This window comes from Oscillatoria sp. FACHB-1406 (genome assembly GCF_014698145.1).
Lineage (GTDB): Bacteria > Cyanobacteriota > Cyanobacteriia > Cyanobacteriales > Spirulinaceae > FACHB-1406.
Genome location: NZ_JACJSM010000006.1, coordinates 145431 through 163114, shown reverse-complemented (window position 1 = coordinate 163114; position 17684 = coordinate 145431). Strand labels below are relative to the sequence as shown.

Genomic DNA, 17684 nt, shown 5'->3' with positions numbered 1-17684 from the left:
GTGAGATTAGGGGAGAAAAGATTGTTCGCGATCGCGCCGTTCGCTGACTCCTTCAGAAGGGTTTAGAAGGGGAGAGCAATGCAGTGGGTGGCGATCGCTCTCGGCAATCTGAGGCCGTCATGAGTGAAGGGTGAATGGGGAATAGTTTGTAGGAGCGGGTTTTAAAGCATTAATCTTCTTTCGGGAGCGAAGGTTTTGGGTAAACCCGCTTCTACGCTGGGCTATACTGCTTCGACAACCAGGGAAGGAAGGACGCGATCGCGTAGGGTTGCTTGGATCGCAATCTCTAAGGTGGCGCTGGAAGAAGAACAGCCGACGCAGGCTCCTTTAAGTAGGACTTTTACGGTATCGCCTTCAACATCGAACAGTTCGACATCGCCGCCGTCTTCCATTAAAATCGGTCGAACTTCTTGTTCTAAAACTTGCTGAATTCTAGAAATCTTTTGCAGGTTAGTGAGTTGAGGAATAACCGTGTAGGCTGGCGATTTTATCGCTCTCAATTCAGTTGCAAGTTCAATATCTTGTTGTTTTTCTAAGGCAACTTCTGCGAGAATATCGTCAATACTTGTCAGGCAGGTTCCACAGCCTCCGCCCGCTTTCACGTAGTTGGTAACTTGTTCGGCTTCTGTAAGATTATTATCCACGATAATCCGTTTTATTTTGGTATCTGTTATACCAAAACAAGAACAAATTAAATTTCCTTCGTCTTCATCGTGGTTGTATAAAGGAATCCCTTTATAAGTATGAATTGCGGCTTCTAATGCTTCTTGTCCCATGACAGAACAGTGCATTTTTTCTTCCGGCAATCCGCCTAAAAAATCAGCAATTTCTCGATTGGTTAATCGGGCAGCATCTTCAAGATTTTTGCCTTTCAATAGTTCGGTTAAGGCAGAAGAAGAGGCGATCGCGCTGGCGCAACCAAAAGTTTGAAAGCGAGCATCTTTAATCGTTTGCGTGGCTTCGTCAATTTTGAGGTGGAGGCGCAACGCATCGCCGCAAGCAATACTGCCGACTTCGCCCGTCACAATTTTTTCTCCGGTTTCGCACTCCGCGATCGCTCCCTGGTTGCGGGGATGATGGAAGTGTTCCATTACTTTTTCTGTATAGTCCCACATAATTTTTTTTAGTGAATAGTGAATAGTGAATAGTTAGAAAATAGGGGATAGGGAAGGGTGAATGATGAATCGTTATATTCCCCTTATCCCATCTCCTAAACGCTGGCGACTAAAACCTTTTCTTGGTCTTGCAACCAGCCTGCTTCGTCGCTGTCGAAGGGCGAAAGGGCGCGCAGGCGATCGATAATTCCAGGAAGAACCTCGAGGACGCGATCGATCTCGGTATCGGTGGTGTAACGCGAGAGGGAAAAGCGAATCGAACCGTGCAGGACGCTGTAAGGCAATCCCAGGGCGCGCAGGACGTGCGAGGGTTCCAGCGAACCGGAAGTGCAAGCAGAACCAGAAGAAGCGCAGATTCCGTATTGGTTCAAGGACAGCAGGATGGCTTCGCCTTCGATATACTTAAAACCGATATTGGTGGTATTCGGCAGGCGATCGCTGGGATGTCCGTTAAGGACAGTATTGGGAATGGTCGTGAGGATAGTACGTTCGAGGCGATCGCGCAATTGTCGTTCGCGATCGACATCGCCCAAATGCTGCTGCGCCAACTCCGCCGCCTTACCCAGCGCCACAATACCCGGGACATTCTCCGTACCGCCGCGACGACCGCGTTCTTGGTGTCCGCCGACGAGGAAAGGACGAAAGCGAGTCCCGCGCCGCACGTACAGCGCGCCAATCCCTTTGGGGGCGTGAAGTTTGTGACCGGAGATCGCGAGCAGATCGATAGTGCTATTCTTCAGGTTCAAGGGAATTTTCCCCGCAACCTGTACCGCGTCCACGTGGAAGGTAGCACCGTAAGCCTTGGCAATCTCGCCGATGCGATCGATGGGGAAGACTACGCCCGTTTCGTTGTTGGCATACATAACTGAAACCAGCGCCGTATCGCCCGTCATCGCGGCTTCGAGTTCGTCCAAATCGAGTTGTCCCTGACCGTTAACAGATAGATAAGTGACTTTATAACCTTGCTTTTCCAGCAGCTTGCAAACATTCAAGACGGCGGGATGTTCGACTTGCGTCGTGACGATATGCCGCTTATTCGGTTGCGCTTTCAACGCCGCCCAAATTGCTGCATTATCGCTTTCCGTACCGCAACTGGTAAACACAATTTCTGAAGTTTCCGCACCCAAAAGAGCGGCGATTTGTTCTCTAGCTTGTTGCACCGCACCCTTCACTTGACCGCCGAAGGTGTGCATACTGGAAGGATTGCCGTAATAGCGGGTGAGATAGGGCATCATTGCCGCTGCGACTTCCTCATCAACTTGGGTTGTGGCGTTGTTGTCCAGATAAATGCAGTCGTTCATAGTTATTAGTGAATAGGGAATAGTGAAGAGGGAGCAGCGAATAGCAAGCAGCGATCGGTAGGGACGTTGTATGAAACGTCCGTACAATCTCGATCGTCGAAGGGATAGAGGGAGAGACGGGGGGGGAGTTTTGATTTCCGTCTCCCACGTAAGCGTTATGCACTGGCAGGAGATCGTATCGATCGCAACGTTTGCGAGTAAGCTGTAAACCACTGATGCCAATAGCTGTTTTGGCTCTGTTCGAGTTGCGATCGCAAGCGGCGGTGAGTTTCGTACCAAGATTGCCAGTAACCGAGATGGGCGCGGGGAGTGCCTTTTAGCTGGGAGATGGTGCGATCGTAAGTCTCAAACCAAGCGTGCCAATACAGGCTCGAACTCGAAACTTCAATGCAACCATAGTTGGTGGGACAAACGGCAGCGCATTGGGGGACGCTGTAATGACCGACACAACCGTTACACAGATGGGGCGCGATCGCCATTTTTCCGTTTGTGCTAGTAATCGCTCCCGTGGGGCATACCGGCAAACAGCGCTGGCAGCCAGTACAGTCAGAAGTAATGGTGTAAGTCATAGCTCGACTCCACTAACCTAACGAGGGTTGTTTTGCAAATATTGTTCGTAGAAACTCAATGCAGCTTTATCGATAGTGTCGTAGGTCTCAATGGGTTCGATTCCCGCATCGCGTAACTGCTGTTGAGGACAAGACCCGATTTTGGAGGCGAGAACGCCCTGACAATCGGCGATCGCTTGAATAATATTGTCGAGCGTCGCTTCTTCGCCGTACCCGCTTTGGCAGTAATGGTCTACCTTACGATGTCCGACAAATTTAGCCTCTACGCCGTCCACTTCAAAAATTTGAAACTCTTTGGCGTGACCGAAATGCTGGTTGACGATACCGCTACCTTTTGTCGCCACCGCAACGAGGATTTTAGGACCTCGTTTTTGCTTTTGGGTAGCCGTTTTTTCCTTAGCCGCTTTCAGTTCTGCTTTAAACTTTTCAATTCCGGCATGAACTTCTTGGCGCTGCTCGAGGTCGTATTCCGGAGCCATTTCTAAGAACTTATCCTTAGTAAACTCTTGGGAACGGTCTTCGCCTAACAAACCGACAGCATCAGCGCGACATTGACGGCAGTGGCGCATCATTTTCATGTTGCCAGAACAGTTATCTTGCAGCGCTTTGAGTTCTTTAGGGGTTGGGCCGCGCTGTCCGGTCAGTCCGAAGTGCGTGCCGTGTTCCGGGGCGGAAATCAGGGGCATAATATTGTGAATGAAAGCCCCTTTAGACCGGATAACGCGATTGACTTCCTCGAGATGATGGTCGTTAATCCCCGGAATCATCACCGAGTTAACTTTGCAGAGAATATCCGCCTCGGTAAGAGCTTGCAAACCTTCCATCTGACGTTCGTGGAGGATGCGCGCGCCTTCGATACCCCGGTAGCGACGGCGGCGATAGTGAACCCAAGGGTAAATTTTCGCACCGATTTCGGGATCGACCATATTGATGGTAATCGTTACGTGGTCGATGTTGAGTTGCTTGATGCGATCCACGTAATCGGGAAGCATCAGTCCGTTAGTCGAAAGGCAAAGCTTAATATCGGGAGCTTGCTGGGCAATGAGTTCAAAGGTGCGGAAGGTTTTTTCGGGGTTGGCGAGGGGATCGCCAGGGCCGGCAATACCGAGGACGGTCATTTGCGGGATTTTTCCAGCAATAACTAAGACCTTGTGCGCTGCTTCTTCTGGGGTCAGCAGTTCGCTGACGACTCCCGGACGACTTTCGTTGGCACAGTCATACTTGCGATTGCAATAGTTGCATTGAATGTTGCAGGCAGGGGCAACAGCAACGTGCATCCGTGCGTAGTGGTGATGCGCCTCTTCGCTGTAACAAGGGTGTTTGGCAATGCGGGCGAGAACGCTTTCTTCAGTAACAGGGGCGGAAGAGGAGGAACTGCAACCGCAGTTTCCAGTCGCTTTGGGCTGGGTAGGCGCAGTTGAGGAAGCAACGGCGAGAGAACTGGTTGGAGGTGACATGGAATGAATTTCGCGAGCAGAATTAAGAGAGCGGCTGGAATTTGAAATTTAAATTAAAAATTCAAAGTCCGATGCGATGGGAATGTTATAGCACTAGCTCATTGAGGCTCTCCCGAGTTAGAGTGCGGTTAGATTTATTGGAATGATTAAGCTTGTACTCAACGCTGAAACCCCGTTCCCGTCAGCCTCAAAAAATTTTTTAGGGATGGGGGAGCGAGTATTTTTGGGATGAGGGTCTGGTATTTTTACGGAGGGGTGCGGGAGGGGGTGTACTCGCGTTCCTCGCGATCGATGCGTTGGTTTGAAGCGATTTTGGGAGCAATTTTTAGGTTGAGTGATTTGCACTCAAGAGTGAGGAGAGAGGGGGGGACGGCGCTTCGACTTCGCTCAGCGCACCGGGGGACGGGGGGACGGGGGGAGGGGGGGAATTTGGTCTGTAACGTTCTGGGGACTGGAAAAGTTTGACTGTTTGAGAAATGAAGCCTGGAGTTGCACGCTCTGGCATCCTCCAGTGCTTCGCGAAATTCATTTCGGTATCTAATTTAACATTTTGCGAGAAAAGGGAAGCTCGATCGCATCGGACAGCCCCAAAAACGAAATCTGGAGGGACAGAAATGCTTGCTGAGTCTGGGTTAGAGCTAAAAGCACTCTCGCGGGGCAGCGAGTACAAATTTTATCGGGTTCTGCACGGGCTTTAATACCCCTCAATTCCGCTTTGAGTCTGCGATCGAGGGCGAGTACGCGAATACTTACACCTCCTGCCAGAAATGCTCGTCCCCCCCATCAAAAATACTCGTCCCCCGCTCCCCAAAAAATTTCGACAGGATATTCAACCGTATAAAGCGCGCAATGTTCGGATTTTGAGTAGATTCTTAATCATTATTAATCAACCTAACCGCGATCGCTCAATAGCCTCAGCAAAGAAGCAACTGATATAAGCAATTATTCGCAACCGCTCCGAGTCGCGCCCTATCCATGTTCGAGCTATTTCTCTATTTCCCCACACCAACGCGGGTATTGAGCCATCCCTCAAAGGTTAACGCTCGCTCTTCCCTCTTATCCCTGCTCCAGCAGGATTTTGCCACTCTTTATCAGAGCGTTCCCACCGCCAGCCAGCGCCTAGAAATCTTCTTCTGCCATCCGGGGCTGCACGCTCTCACCCTGCATCGCCTCGCGCATTGGCTCCATCAGCGCGGGGTTACTTTTTTTCCTCGCTTACTCTCCCACCTGGGGCGATGTTTCACCGGCATTGAAATTCATCCCGGCGCAACCATCGGCAGCGGCTTGGTTATCGAAAGCGGAATGGGAGTTGTTATCGGCGAAACCACCATCATTGGCGACAATTGCTGGATTGAGTCGGAAGTCACCTTGGGCGGAACGGGAAAAGAAAGCGGTAAGCGCCATCCCACGCTCGGAAACGGCGTTGTTGTGGGGACGGGAGCGAAGGTATTAGGCAATATTCGCCTTGGCGATCGCGCCTATATTACTGCCGGAGCGATCGTTTTGCGAGATGTTCCTAGCGATTGCACTGTAGCGGGCATTCCCGGACGCATTGTTGCCGATAAAAATGGCCGACGTTGCGATGCAGAAGGCAATCTTCAGCCTTTGCTGGCACGGATCGAGCAATTGGAACGACGGATACGAACCCTCAAGCAACATCAAACGCAATCAGACGCACAATCGGAGGTACAGTTTGTCGCCCAGCCTTCCCAATTTGCGGATGAGTTGGAACTTTGCCGGATGGACTCAAAACCCCATACCCGATCTACTTTTCAAGGATTGTCATGAATAAGATCGACATCAATATTAACGATACGACCTTAAGAGATGGAGAACAAGCCGCTGGGGTTGCCTTTAACTGTCAGGAAAAGGTTGCGATCGCAACTTTACTCGCATCCATCGGCGCAAACGAACTCGAAGTTGGCATCCCCGCGATGGGAACCGAGGAAACAAAAGCTATCTCTGCCATTACCGCCCTTGGATTGCCCGCCCGACTCATCGGTTGGAACCGCGCCCTGCGTTCCGATCTCGAAGCGTCCATCGCCTGCGGATTAAAACGAGTTCACGTTTCAATCCCTGTCTCCGAAATTCAAATCGCTGCTAAATTTCAAGGCAACTGTCGTCTCGTTTTCGATCGCCTGCGCGATGCTATCCATTTTGCCCGCGATCGCGATCTCTTTGTTGCTGTCGGCGGCGAAGATGCCTCGAGAGCCGATGAAAACTTTCTCCTTGAAGTCGCCCTCAGCGCCGAAAATTGGGGCGCATCCCGCTTCCGCTTCTGCGATACTGTCGGCATCCTCGATCCGGCGACGACAACGCGGAAAGTCAGCGCTTTGGTTAACGCCCTTTCTATCCCCATCGAAATGCACGCCCATAATGACTTTGGGCTAGCGACGGCGAATACTCTCGCTGCCCTGCAAGCGGGGGCAACGTCGGTGAATACGACGGTGAACGGTTTGGGAGAACGCGCGGGGAATGCAGCCCTCGAGGAAGTCGTTATGGCCCTCAAGCGCCTCTACAACCTCGATTTAGGCATCGATACTTCCCGCTTGCGCCAAATCTCGGAATACGTCGCCCGTGCTTCCGGTTGCGGCGTTCCACCTTGGAAGGCGATTGTCGGCGAAAATGCCTTCGCTCACGAAGCTGGAATCCACGTTCGCGGCGTGCTGCAAAACCCGCACACCTACGAACCCTTCAGCCCGGAAGAAGTGGGCTGGAAGCGTCGCCTCGCGATCGGCAAGCATTCCGGACGGCACAGCGTCTCGAATTTGCTCGGGGAGTACGGCATTCTTCTAACGCCGGAAGAGGCGCAAGTCGTTTTAGATGGCGCGCGACAATTATCGGTGGAAGTCAAACGCGGTTTAACCCCTCAAGAATTGATTCAGTTGTCAGTGAATCGTAAATCGCGATCGGCTCTGTAAGTGGGGTAATACTAATCCCTCAACAAAGCAACAATTGGCAATCATTCAGCAGGGGACTGAAACCCTGAATTACAAACTCCTAATTACGAACTACGAACTATGAAAGTCATGCTACGTCACAATCACGCCGGACACCTCTCTGCCTATATTCCTAAAAAAGATTTAGAAGAAGAAGTTGTCAATCGGGAATTAACCGACGACGGTTTAGTTTTAACCCTTGCTAACGGTTGGGAACTTGCTTTTGCTCCGGCAGATTTAAGCGAACCGTACCAACTGCCTCAAACTTTGCAAGCCCGAAAACTCTAGAGGCGATCGCATTTATTCTCATTTGTCCCCTTATCAAGGCTCGACTACCATGTACTCTGGAAATCTGCACAAATTTCAATCAATTCTGTCTGGGAAACAACGCCTTCATCCCCAAGCTGCCCCCAGTTTTCCGACTCGGCGACAGTCGCCTCAATCGAACGGAATTCTTCAAGGGGCGATCGAGGAAATTCGCCGCCGGTTGCCCGTCGAATCTTGCCAGTTTTTATGGCATCATCCCGATCGCCGTCTGTCTGTCTTCGATCCCGGTTGTCAAAGCTGCTCGTTTGAGCGTATTTGCTCGGGCTGCATTACCCCGAAAACCGTCAGTGGCGAGCGGTTTGGTCAAATTTTTGTAAGTCAGTGGTCACGCGCAACAGATAGCGGGCGCGATGGGCTGCTGTCTGTGGCGCTGAAGACGCGATCGGGAGAAAGAGGCGTTTTTGTCTGCGGACGCGGGCAGCACCAACCGATGTGGGGCCATGAGGAAGTCGCTTTGCTGCGCGTTATGGCTCACCGTTTGATGCTTGCGATGGAGCGCATTTGCCAAGCCGCACCTTGAAATGATTTCCCAATCGACAATCTCTCATTTAACGATGGTTTCTGTTATTTTTTACGAAAAACCGGGCTGCATTAATAATACTAAGCAAAAAGCTTTGCTAGTAGCAGCCGGACATGAAGTTATTGCTTTTAGCCTGCTCGATCGCGATTGGCATCCGGAGGAGTTACGTCCGTTTTTCGGCTCGTTACCCGTGAGGGAATGGTTTAATCCGACGGCTTTTGCGATTAAGTCTGGCGCGATCGCTCCGGCACAATTGGACGAGGAAACTGCTCTAGCATTAATGAGGGCAGAGCCGTTATTAATTCGTCGTCCTCTGATTCAGGTTGGAGAACAGTATCGAGTCGGTTTCGATCCGGTTGCGATCGATCGCTGGCTCGGTTTGAGTCCCGTTCGCCCTCCAGCAGGCGATTGGGAAACCTGTCCGCGTTCTAACCAAACAACGCCCAAACTGCCCGACTTAACTTCCAGTTTAGAACCCCGATGAACCCTTCATCCCTTCCCCCGGAAGATTTGCCCCCGACTGAGGCAACGCGCTCGGACAGGCTGTTAAGCCGAGAACTCGATCGCCGCCTCAGTCAATTTTTTGAAGAGGCTTGTCAGCGAGACGGCACGCTTCAAGCGGTTTTATCGCAGTGCCGGTGGTTAACCGCCGCCCAGCCCTATCCATCCACTTTGATTATTTACTGTCCGAGTCTTGCGATCGGTTGGCAGGTTCTCCAGCATCTCGGCGGAATTGGCCGTTTACTCGAGGCTACCGCGATCGCTCGCATTCGCATCTGTCCCCCTCCCACAGAAGGAACGCCTTTAGATATCCGCGTTGACGAGCTTTCTCTCTACGACGACTCCTATTGAGGCGATAGTCTCCGAATCTCTGAAGGTCGCTCGCTACTCGCGAATAACTAATAACTAATACCTGCCAAGACGCTATTTTAATGTCTATTTGATGCCATGAAACGATTTAGCTTGCGGATGACAAAAGAGGAATACGAGAAGGTGAAAGGGTACTGCGATCGGATTGAAGTTTCCATGAATGATGTCATCCGACAACTCATTCGCGATTGGCAACCAGACCGCCCCCCTTCACCCAAACAAAACACGGAGTAAGCGTTTCGGCTCTAGGATTTAATATTTTTGCTGGCTTTTATCTTCGTTTTTTTATTTTGTTTCTGCATAAATTTATGTGAAAAATACATATTACTAATTTAGTATATAACACTATTAAGAAAATATTAAAATGCTATTGCCGAACAACTGTAAAAAATAAATCATGAGAAGTTAAACACTCATATAGCTCAATTTAGCTCTGCTGCAAGGTTCTCCATCCTCCTTAAAGGGGAATGCTAGGATTTAGACTCAAACAGGAGTTGAAGCACAAGCGAACGTTTGATTTGAGCGATCCGTTTAACAAAAGTGTTATGGCTTATACAATTTCCGAGAGTTGCTCTGGATGTGGAACCTGTCAGCCTCAATGCCCAACAGGAGCAATTCAGATTGAGGAAAGCGGTCAATATTGGATCGAACTCGGACGGTGCAATAACTGTGAGGGATATTATGACGAGCCGCAGTGTATTGTTAGTTGCCCGCTCTCGAGTCTCTTACCCGCCCAAGCTAAAAAAGGAAGATATAAAATCACACCGCGAGCGGCGACTAGCCCAGAACTGTTTGCAACGAGTAAAAACCATCCGTTCGCCTCCTCAATGGCAGTTTGGGAAGCTTGCAATATGTTATCGAGTGCGAGTATTTTACCTTGGAAAACCGATGAAACGGGTCGGCTTTACCTGGAGCGTCCGGTCAAACAGGGACGAGGTGGGATTATCCTGCAACTCAGCGGCAGGAGTGAGGCGAATCGGTCTCCTGCTGAGAATTCTGAAGCAACGCGGGCAGCGCTAGCCAATATTGATATTCGTTCGGCTAGCCTGCACTTAATTTATGCGGCTTATGCTACGACCTTAGAGCGCCCCTGGGAACAAGAATTTGTCATTAACGACCAGCAAATCGAAAAATATTTAGGTTTAGATAAACGTAAAGATCTGAGCAAAGCAACTAAGCTGAGTTTAATCAAAACCCTTGCCCAACAACCTTGTCAAGTCGAAATTGCGGTCGATTGGCCGCAACAAGGAAAAGTCAAAGGATTTCAGGTCGAAAACGATAGTTTATGGCATTTGTTGGAGATTCAACATCATTTTCAAGAAGACGATCTCGGTTGCAAGTATTTAATTGGTTTAACATTTCGGCTGCGCGCTGGTCTATGGGCAAAATACTTTTTAAATCAACCGGGTTACAAACAACATATTGCTTTTTATCAGTACGGAACGCTGCCGCAATTTCTCCTGCAAGCAGTTATGAGTATTTGGCAGCAACACGAAGGAGCCGCTCGGATGATGTTGTGGCTGCTATTTAAGCTGAAAATGGGTCAAGAACAGCGCATTACCGTACCGACTTTGATGCAGCTAGCTTACGGAGCGGAAAAGTTCAGTCTGGCTACGCGCGATCGCAAAGAACGCAAGCGCTTGCTGCGGGCCTTTGAAAGCGACTTAGAAGTTATCGATCGCTACGGGTTCCAACCCCTATTCGATCCCGTTACTTATCCTCTCGATATTCAACCCCTGTGGGCAAAACTCGCCGATTTGCCCGACGATGCGGAAGCAGCCCTCGATTTCTGGATTGAGGACGGAAGTAGCGATCGCCGTTTGACAGATTCCGGGCAGAAAGGTAAATGGAATCTGCTGATGAAAGCGCGCATTTTAGGCTTCAAGCTTCCCCCAGATTGGGAACGCCAACTCAACAAACTGACTCAAAAAAAGCAGCGGCGCAACCACAAGCGCAAAAAGTTAAAGGAACGCTCCGAACTCTCCAGCGAGCAGATTCTCGCCGCCCGCAAGCGCAAAGGAATGAGCCAGCGCGTTCTGGCTCAACTCACCGGCAAAAGTCAAAGTTGGATTCGCGATCTCGAGAACGGGCGTTTCTCCCCCAAACCAGAAGACCAATTATTGCTAAAAAATGTGCTGGGATTAAGTTAGCCTTACGGATTCGAGCATTTGGGCGATCGCTGCTGAAGTGAGGGCGGCGCTAATTTTTAAGTGGCTTTCGTTTCGAGCGCGCGGCAGCGTATCCTGAATAAGGCAGACCTGCGATCGCCGACTACTCGACAGGGAACACCTGATGACCCCCTTAAAACGCCTGTTAACCTGGCTTCATAACCGACATTTTAGCAAGCGCTCCACTGAAATTTACTATGCCCTCGCTCAAGCTTGTTTAATCGGTTGCGTGTCTGCCCTCGCCGCCCTTCTGCTCCGCCAAGGCATTGGCTTGCTCGGTACGACGCGCCTCCACTTAGCCAGCCAGTACGGGCCGATCGCGCTTCCCCTCTTCGGTCTAAGCTTGGGTTTAGTCGCCGGTTGGTTCATCGAGCAATTCTCCCCCGCCGCCGCCGGGAGCGGTATCCCTCAAGTTAAAGCCGTTCTCGCTCAATTTCCCATTTCTCTATCATTAAGGGTTGCTTTTGTCAAGCTTGTCGGCACAATTTTAGTCTTAGCCGCCGGACTCGCCCTCGGTCGTCGCGGCCCAACCGTGCATATTGGTGCGGCCTTAGCCGCGCAACTCAGCCAGTGGGTTCCCACTTCGCCCCAACACCGCCGCCAAATGATTGCTGCGGGGGCAGCCGCAGGACTTGCGGCAGGCTTTAACACCCCTATTGCCGGAGTCTTATTCGTTATTGAAGAACTATCGCGGGATATCTCGAGCTTAACGCTAGAAACGACGATTATCGCCTCTTTTACCGGGGCAGTAGTGTCGCGCTTAGTGGGAGCCGCAGATTTCAATATTCCCCCAGAAATCCTCATGGCTTCGGCAAAAAACGAATTCAATCCCGATGAAATCCCGTTTTACCTGATCTTAGGCGTGCTGGCTGGATTGCTGGGAACGTTGTTTCAACGGTGCATCTTGGGTGGCTTGCAATTTTATCGCCGTCTTAATTGGCCGATGGCATGGCGCGTAGGATTTGCCGGTTTGATTTCCGGCGCGGTGGTGGCGATGACTTCACCGATGCTGCGCAATAATGCTGAGTTAAGAGAGTTTTTCCTATCCGGGGAAATTGGCTGGCTAAACACGGCCTTAGCACTGCCGGTGTATTTTGGCTTAATTGTCTTAGCTTACGGTTCTGGCGCGCCGGGAGGATTATTTTCGCCTGCGTTGGTGTTAGGTTCGGCGTTGGGGTATTTGGTGGGAACTGGGGCGGCATTTATGGAAAGCACAGCATCGCCTTCAACGTTTGCGTTGGTGGGGATGGCGGCTTTTTTCTCGTCGGTGGCACGGGTTCCGGTGACGGCGATTGTCATTGTTTTTGAAATTACGGCGGCTTTTAATTTAATTCTGCCGTCGATGATTGCGTCGGTGCTGGCCTATTTTATTGCTTCGACGCTGACGCGCGGTTCGCTCTACCAACAGTTGTTAGAGTCGAGCGGCATTTATTTAAGCGAGGAAACGCAGCCCTATGATATTCTTTCGGGTTTGAAGGCGGGAGATGTCATGCAGCGACAGGTGGAAACGATCGCGTTTGATGCAACTTTAGATGAAGCATTTAAAGTTTTCTCCGACAGCAAACACGAAGGTTTTCCTGCGATTGCTGACGGACGTTTGAAGGGTACGCTCATGGTGGCGCAGGCGAATGAGGCGAAGCGGCGGGGTTTGCCAGGAAATACCCCGATCGCAGAAATTATGACTCTCAACCCGATCGCGATTAAAACCAATGCGCCTTTGAGCGATGTTCTTTACTTGATGGAACACTACCACCTCACCCATCTCCCCGTTACCGAAGGGTATAAACTCCTGGGAATCATTACCCGTACCGATGTCATCCGCGCTGAAGCGCATCGCCTCACGCCCGTAGCGAATCCTGCGCGCCGAGTTCCCTCTTATGTCGTTTACCAAACCCGCGATCCGACGGTGGGGCGAGGGCGAATCTTGTTGCCCTTGGCGAATCCCGATACCGCTTCTAGTTTAATCCGGTTGGCTGCTGCGATCGCCCACGAACAAGACTGGGAACTCGAGTGTCTCTGCGTTATCCTCGTCCCCAAACATAGCGCCCCGGAACGCACGCCAGTCGAGTGCGAAAGTAGCCGCAAACTACTCGATCGCGCCGAAGCTTTAGCCCGCTTTTGGCAAGTTCCCTTTCACAGTCAAATTCGCGCCGCTCAATCCGTTTCCCAAGCTATTATCGAAACCGTTCAAGAGCGAAATATTAATCTTTTATTGATGGGATGGAAGGGAAAAACTTCAACGCCGGGGCGTATTTTTGGCGATACGGCAGACCGTTTAATTCGTAAAACTCGTTGCGAAGTGGTGTTGGTGAAAATCGGGCAATCGCCCACGGCTTATCCCAATAACAATTTTGCCTCAACGCGCTGGCTTATACCGATGGCAGGAGGGCCGAATACCGAGCGCGCCATTCAATTATTACCCGCCTTCAAACATTTAACGATCTCGCCCCAAATTTGGCTCTGTCGCGTGTATTCCCCCGAAATGCCTCCGCCCGATGTTTCGGATATCGATCGCGCTGCTGCCTTTCTCCGAACTCGCGCGGCGATAGAGACTACGCCGATTTCCCTCTGCGCGCCGTCTGTCGTTGAAGCGACGATCGATCTCAGCGCAACGGAAGGATTCGATGTGGTGATGTTGGGTGCAAGTCGCGAAGGGTTATTAAAGCAAGCGGTATGGGGTAATATTCCCGAAGGAATCGCGACGGGGGTTAACTGTACCGTCATTTTAATTCGCTCGGCTTTGGATTGAACGCCATAGCGCACGCTTTAAAATATTGCTGCAATCGGTTACTCTACGTTTAGCGTCATTTAAGATTCGACCGAACTGCAAATGGCTTGCTTGCGACTCTCGAGAAGTTTAACAATTCCATTGACGACCACTTCAAGAACGGTCGGATCGCAGGCTTTAATAAAGGCTTCGCTATCTAATTGTCCGGCAAAAAAATCTTTAGCGAGGGGAAGTTGGTGTAAAATGCGATCGAATCCCATTGCTTTAACCATGAAGGTTGCTAGCGGTGAGTTTTTAAGGTCGTAACTCAAATCCTCGGTTCGCCCCACTTCTAACAATTTCATCACTTCTTCTTCGATCTCTGTTTGCGGTGGAAAAGCGTAGGGAATATCGGGAATAAAGTTTTCCCAATGCGAAGCTAGGGAATTTTGGTAGGGGAGTTCTCCCATCAGCGTTGAGAGCGGAATGTCGATTCCAATGCGTAAAGACAGGGCTTCGATAACCGCGATCGCAAATAATTTAGTTCCTAAATATAACTTAGCAATCTCCAGATTTCGACTCGCTTTCTCGATCGTAATCTGATAAATTTCTTCCTCCGGTTCTCCTTTATATTGACGGAAAATTAGCTCCGGTTTCAGAGAACGCATAAAGCCTTCCATTTTTTGAACCGCTAGCCGATACTCGCGCACGCGGTAAGAACTCGAACTATCAACCAAATTATGATTAGTCTCGGGCAATAAATTCCAAGTATTGGAAAGGAAGTCCGGCGTTGGGTAAGTAAAACTAATCGTATCTCGGTTAGCAACCCGAACCGCTCGTTTTACCGTTTCCTCGAGTTCTGACGCGGGAATTTGTAGCTGAAAGCGTCGATTGGTTTGTTCGAGACGTTCGTAGAGGCAATCGCTGACGCTTTTCCCCTCTTCCGTTGGCCCACGAAAAGGAATAGTCGCTTCTATACAAGCGGTAATTTTGAATAAATGTTCGGGCGTGAGGATGGTTTCTAAAGCTTTAACAGCGACGAGGGCGCTGAGAAACTCATTTTGTCCGGCGAAGGGGTTGAGAATAGTCTCGGGCGCAAAACCGAAAATTGAAGCCGTCATATCGAAGAGGATATCGAACGGTAAGTCTTCCGCCGCACGAATTTGAAGGCGATTATTTTCTTCTTTGATATAAGGTGCGATATAGTAGCTAATCCCAAAATTAATGCTCCAATCAACTTGGACGTATACCAAATCGTGGAAAAGCGATGCTAAAACTTCGATCGCGTCTTGCGATCCCCCCACTTCAAAGATATGTTGGGGTGTATGAAAATAGCGCCAAGGCCCAGTCATCGGCTGGACGATTAACTTAGCCACCTCATCGAGCCTTGTGGTTTCTACTTCAACTTGTAGCTGCTGAGTCGCCCAAACTAATTTATCGAGGCATTCTTTATACTCGCGTTCAAATTTCATTCACTTTCATCAGTCTTGTTGAAGAGTGTGGAGGCTAGGCTTGCTCGGAAAGCGATTGTTATAGTCTATCCCCGTCCGCACCTCACTGCTATTTTAAGAGTTTTTAGCCGTCTTGTCTGTCTTTGACCGAAGGTAAAAAATGGAACATGAAGCCTTGACAACTCCGAACTCATCGGACTAGCTGAATTACCTTTTATTACGCGCGTTAGGGACAAAATCCTCAGTTCGCTCGTTGGGGGTGCGGCGGCTGACACCCGTGGGTCATACCCCCTCACATCAATAACTACCCAGTAGGCGTTTGTCATTAAATAGAATGCGGAGAGGGCGGGTTTTGATTTCTAGATCGCTCTCATAACAACAGTTTCAGCTAAACCCGCCCCTACAGGTCTTGTTAACTTTTTTATGCCCCCCTACTTATCGCTCATAAATTAATTGATAAGCGGCTTTTGCTCCTGGCGGAATAAAATCAATCTTTTGCAGCGCTACATTTTCTCTTCCCCGAATATATTCAGCGAGCGACTCGGTAACAAGAATCTCCCACGCTTTCGCTGTATCTTCACCTAACTTACTAGCTGCGTTGACCTCCGCCCCAAAAACGTCCTGTTCCCCAATCGACAAAATTTTACCATAACCCAGACCTACGCATAATAAAATTTGCTCGACCTCAATTTTATCTCGATTGTATTCCTTAGCGGCCCGCTGCATATCGATCGCGCATTCCACCGCCTTCAAGGGCTGGCGAAATAAAACCAGCATACTATCCCCTTCCATTTTAATGGTAACGCCATCGTAGTCGTCAATACAACGACTGAACAATCGTTGCGATTCGTAGATGGTTTGGAGAAAGTGGATAATCCCAAATTCTGCTGCTAAGCGAGAAAATCCGGATAAATCGGTGAACATAATTGCCCATTCTTCGCCGAATAAATCCCAGATGCGCCGATCGATGCAATTCTTGTCCGCTCCGGGTTCCAAGCGTTGGTCGAGCAACTTCATCAGTCGATCTAAATAGCCGCTGGGGTAAAGTCTTTGGAAATTTTGAATAAACATGGTAGTTTGCTCTCCCGGTTAAAAAATGATGCTTCGCTCTTTCGAGGTCGATTTAAATGGTTTTCAGTCTCCCCATTGAATTTGACTGTTTTGCAAGCGATCGAAGACAATATTAAGCAGACGACGTTCCTCTTCTGTCACGCTCAGATCGGATAAAAAAAGCGTCACCAGTTGAAAATACTCTCGACGATTAATACGCGCTTCTTCGAGAATGCCCTCGACTCGTTGCTGAATATTGGGGGTGGGTCGATTTTGCGAATTATGTGAATTAACAGCCATAGCTTCTAAAATTGTTGAATATAGACTCCGCAGGCAACCTCAACACGGACAACGACCAGATTAAAGATGGATATTATTCGGCTTCCAGCACTGTCTGATAATTATATTTTCCTGTTGCACGATCGCTCGCAAAATGTTGCAGCAGTTGTGGATCCCGCCGATGCACGGCCGGTATTACAACAATTGGAAGCGTTGGGGGCAACCTTAATCGCGATCTTCAATACGCACCACCATTCCGATCATGTCGGCGGCAATCAAGCGCTGCTGCGCCATTTTCCGGATGCTTGCGTTTACGGGGGCGAAGTCGATCGCGGGCGTATCCCCGGACAGCAAGTTTTCTTAAAAGAAGGCGATCGCGTTGAATTTGTCAACCGTATTGGCGAAGTTTTCTTTGTTCCCGGACATACCCGCGCCCACATCGCCTATTACTTCCAGCCGACAGACTCCGGAGAACCGGGCGAACTGTTCTGCGGCGATACGCTGTTTGCAGGCGGCTGCGGGCGACTATTTGAAGGCACGCCCGCGCAAATGGTCGATTCTTTGAGCAAGTTTCGCAACCTTCCCGAAAATACGCGGGTTTGGTGCGCCCACGAGTATACGCTCAGTAATTTGAAGTTTGCGCTGACGGTGGATGCAGATAATACAGATTTACAAGCGCGCTACGACGAAGTAGAAAAAGCGCGATCGCAGCGTCAAGCCACGATTCCGACTTTCATCGGCGTAGAAAAGCGTACTAACCCTTTCCTGCGCTGGGATACGCCCGCTATTCAAACCGCAATGGGAACCGGCGATCCGGTGCAAAGTTTCGCTCGTTTGCGGGGTAAAAAAGACTCTTTTTAAGGGGTGAAGAGTCGAACTCAGCAGTCGGGTGCGTTAGGTGCGAGTTAGATTTCGCCACAAAAAATGGATT

General features: G+C 50.0%; 17 protein-coding genes. 10 read left to right on the top strand and 7 right to left on the bottom strand.

The features are described from left to right. Nucleotides 1-221: 221 nt before the first annotated feature. The 4 genes from nifU to nifB form a co-directional block, all read right to left on the bottom strand. A complete protein-coding gene (nifU, locus tag H6G50_RS08885) occupies nt 222-1115 on the bottom strand; it encodes a Fe-S cluster assembly protein NifU (protein ID WP_190715322.1) in 894 nt (297 codons plus the stop codon). Between the two features lie 95 nt (nt 1116-1210). Next, entirely contained in the window at nt 1211-2416 is a 1206-nt protein-coding gene (gene nifS / locus H6G50_RS08880; protein WP_190715320.1) for a cysteine desulfurase NifS, read from the bottom strand. Nucleotides 2417-2571: 155 nt separating this feature from the next. Continuing rightward, a complete protein-coding gene (locus H6G50_RS08875; protein WP_190715319.1) occupies nt 2572-2985 on the bottom strand; it encodes a 4Fe-4S binding protein in 414 nt (137 codons plus the stop codon). A gap of 17 nt (nt 2986-3002) precedes the next feature. Beyond that, complete coding sequence (gene nifB, locus H6G50_RS08870) at nt 3003-4442, bottom strand: nitrogenase cofactor biosynthesis protein NifB (RefSeq protein WP_190715316.1); 1440 nt, start codon at nt 4440-4442, stop codon at nt 3003-3005. Nucleotides 4443-5417: 975 nt separating this feature from the next. Here nifB and epsC point away from each other — a divergent pair. From epsC to H6G50_RS08825, 9 genes are all read left to right on the top strand, one after another. Next, nucleotides 5418-6230, top strand: coding sequence for a serine O-acetyltransferase EpsC (gene epsC / locus H6G50_RS08865; RefSeq protein ID WP_190715315.1), 813 nt, complete (start codon nt 5418-5420; stop codon nt 6228-6230). Then, a complete protein-coding gene (gene nifV, locus H6G50_RS08860) occupies nt 6227-7363 on the top strand; it encodes a homocitrate synthase (protein ID WP_190715312.1) in 1137 nt (378 codons plus the stop codon). The genes epsC and nifV overlap by 4 nt, the downstream gene beginning before the upstream one ends. A gap of 99 nt (nt 7364-7462) precedes the next feature. Then, nucleotides 7463-7669, top strand: coding sequence for a putative nitrogen fixation protein NifT (nifT, locus tag H6G50_RS08855; RefSeq protein ID WP_190715310.1), 207 nt, complete (start codon nt 7463-7465; stop codon nt 7667-7669). Between the two features lie 49 nt (nt 7670-7718). Continuing rightward, nucleotides 7719-8228: a hypothetical protein gene (locus H6G50_RS08850; protein WP_190715308.1), complete on the top strand. Its 510-nt coding sequence runs from the start codon at nt 7719-7721 to the stop codon at nt 8226-8228. A 34-nt stretch (nt 8229-8262) separates the two neighbouring features. Further along, nucleotides 8263-8712 (top strand): ArsC/Spx/MgsR family protein, encoded by a 450-nt coding sequence (locus H6G50_RS08845; protein ID WP_190715306.1) that lies wholly within the window; start codon nt 8263-8265, stop codon nt 8710-8712. After that, nucleotides 8709-9080: a hypothetical protein gene (locus H6G50_RS08840; RefSeq protein WP_190715304.1), complete on the top strand. Its 372-nt coding sequence runs from the start codon at nt 8709-8711 to the stop codon at nt 9078-9080. The genes H6G50_RS08845 and H6G50_RS08840 overlap by 4 nt, the downstream gene beginning before the upstream one ends. Nucleotides 9081-9176: 96 nt before the next feature. Then, nucleotides 9177-9332 (top strand): CopG family transcriptional regulator, encoded by a 156-nt coding sequence (locus H6G50_RS08835; protein WP_190715302.1) that lies wholly within the window; start codon nt 9177-9179, stop codon nt 9330-9332. Nucleotides 9333-9565: 233 nt separating this feature from the next. After that, nucleotides 9566-11248, top strand: a complete 1683-nt coding sequence (locus H6G50_RS08830; RefSeq protein ID WP_347239908.1) for a helix-turn-helix domain-containing protein — start codon at nt 9566-9568, stop codon at nt 11246-11248. A 142-nt stretch (nt 11249-11390) separates the two neighbouring features. Then, nucleotides 11391-14015: a chloride channel protein gene (locus H6G50_RS08825; protein ID WP_190715300.1), complete on the top strand. Its 2625-nt coding sequence runs from the start codon at nt 11391-11393 to the stop codon at nt 14013-14015. A 59-nt stretch (nt 14016-14074) separates the two neighbouring features. Here H6G50_RS08825 and H6G50_RS08820 read toward each other — a convergent pair whose 3' ends face one another. The 3 genes from H6G50_RS08820 to H6G50_RS08810 form a co-directional block, all read right to left on the bottom strand. Further along, on the bottom strand, nt 14075-15445 hold the full coding sequence (locus H6G50_RS08820; protein ID WP_190715298.1) for a hypothetical protein: 1371 nt from the start codon (nt 15443-15445) through the stop codon (nt 14075-14077). A gap of 414 nt (nt 15446-15859) precedes the next feature. Beyond that, nucleotides 15860-16495, bottom strand: coding sequence for an adenylate/guanylate cyclase domain-containing protein (locus H6G50_RS08815; protein WP_190715295.1), 636 nt, complete (start codon nt 16493-16495; stop codon nt 15860-15862). Nucleotides 16496-16558: 63 nt separating this feature from the next. Then, entirely contained in the window at nt 16559-16774 is a 216-nt protein-coding gene (locus tag H6G50_RS08810) for a hypothetical protein (RefSeq protein ID WP_190715293.1), read from the bottom strand. Nucleotides 16775-16840: 66 nt separating this feature from the next. Here H6G50_RS08810 and gloB point away from each other — a divergent pair, with 66 nt between their 5' ends. Continuing rightward, nucleotides 16841-17614, top strand: coding sequence for a hydroxyacylglutathione hydrolase (gene gloB, locus H6G50_RS08805; RefSeq protein ID WP_190715291.1), 774 nt, complete (start codon nt 16841-16843; stop codon nt 17612-17614). Nucleotides 17615-17684: the final 70 nt, after the last annotated feature.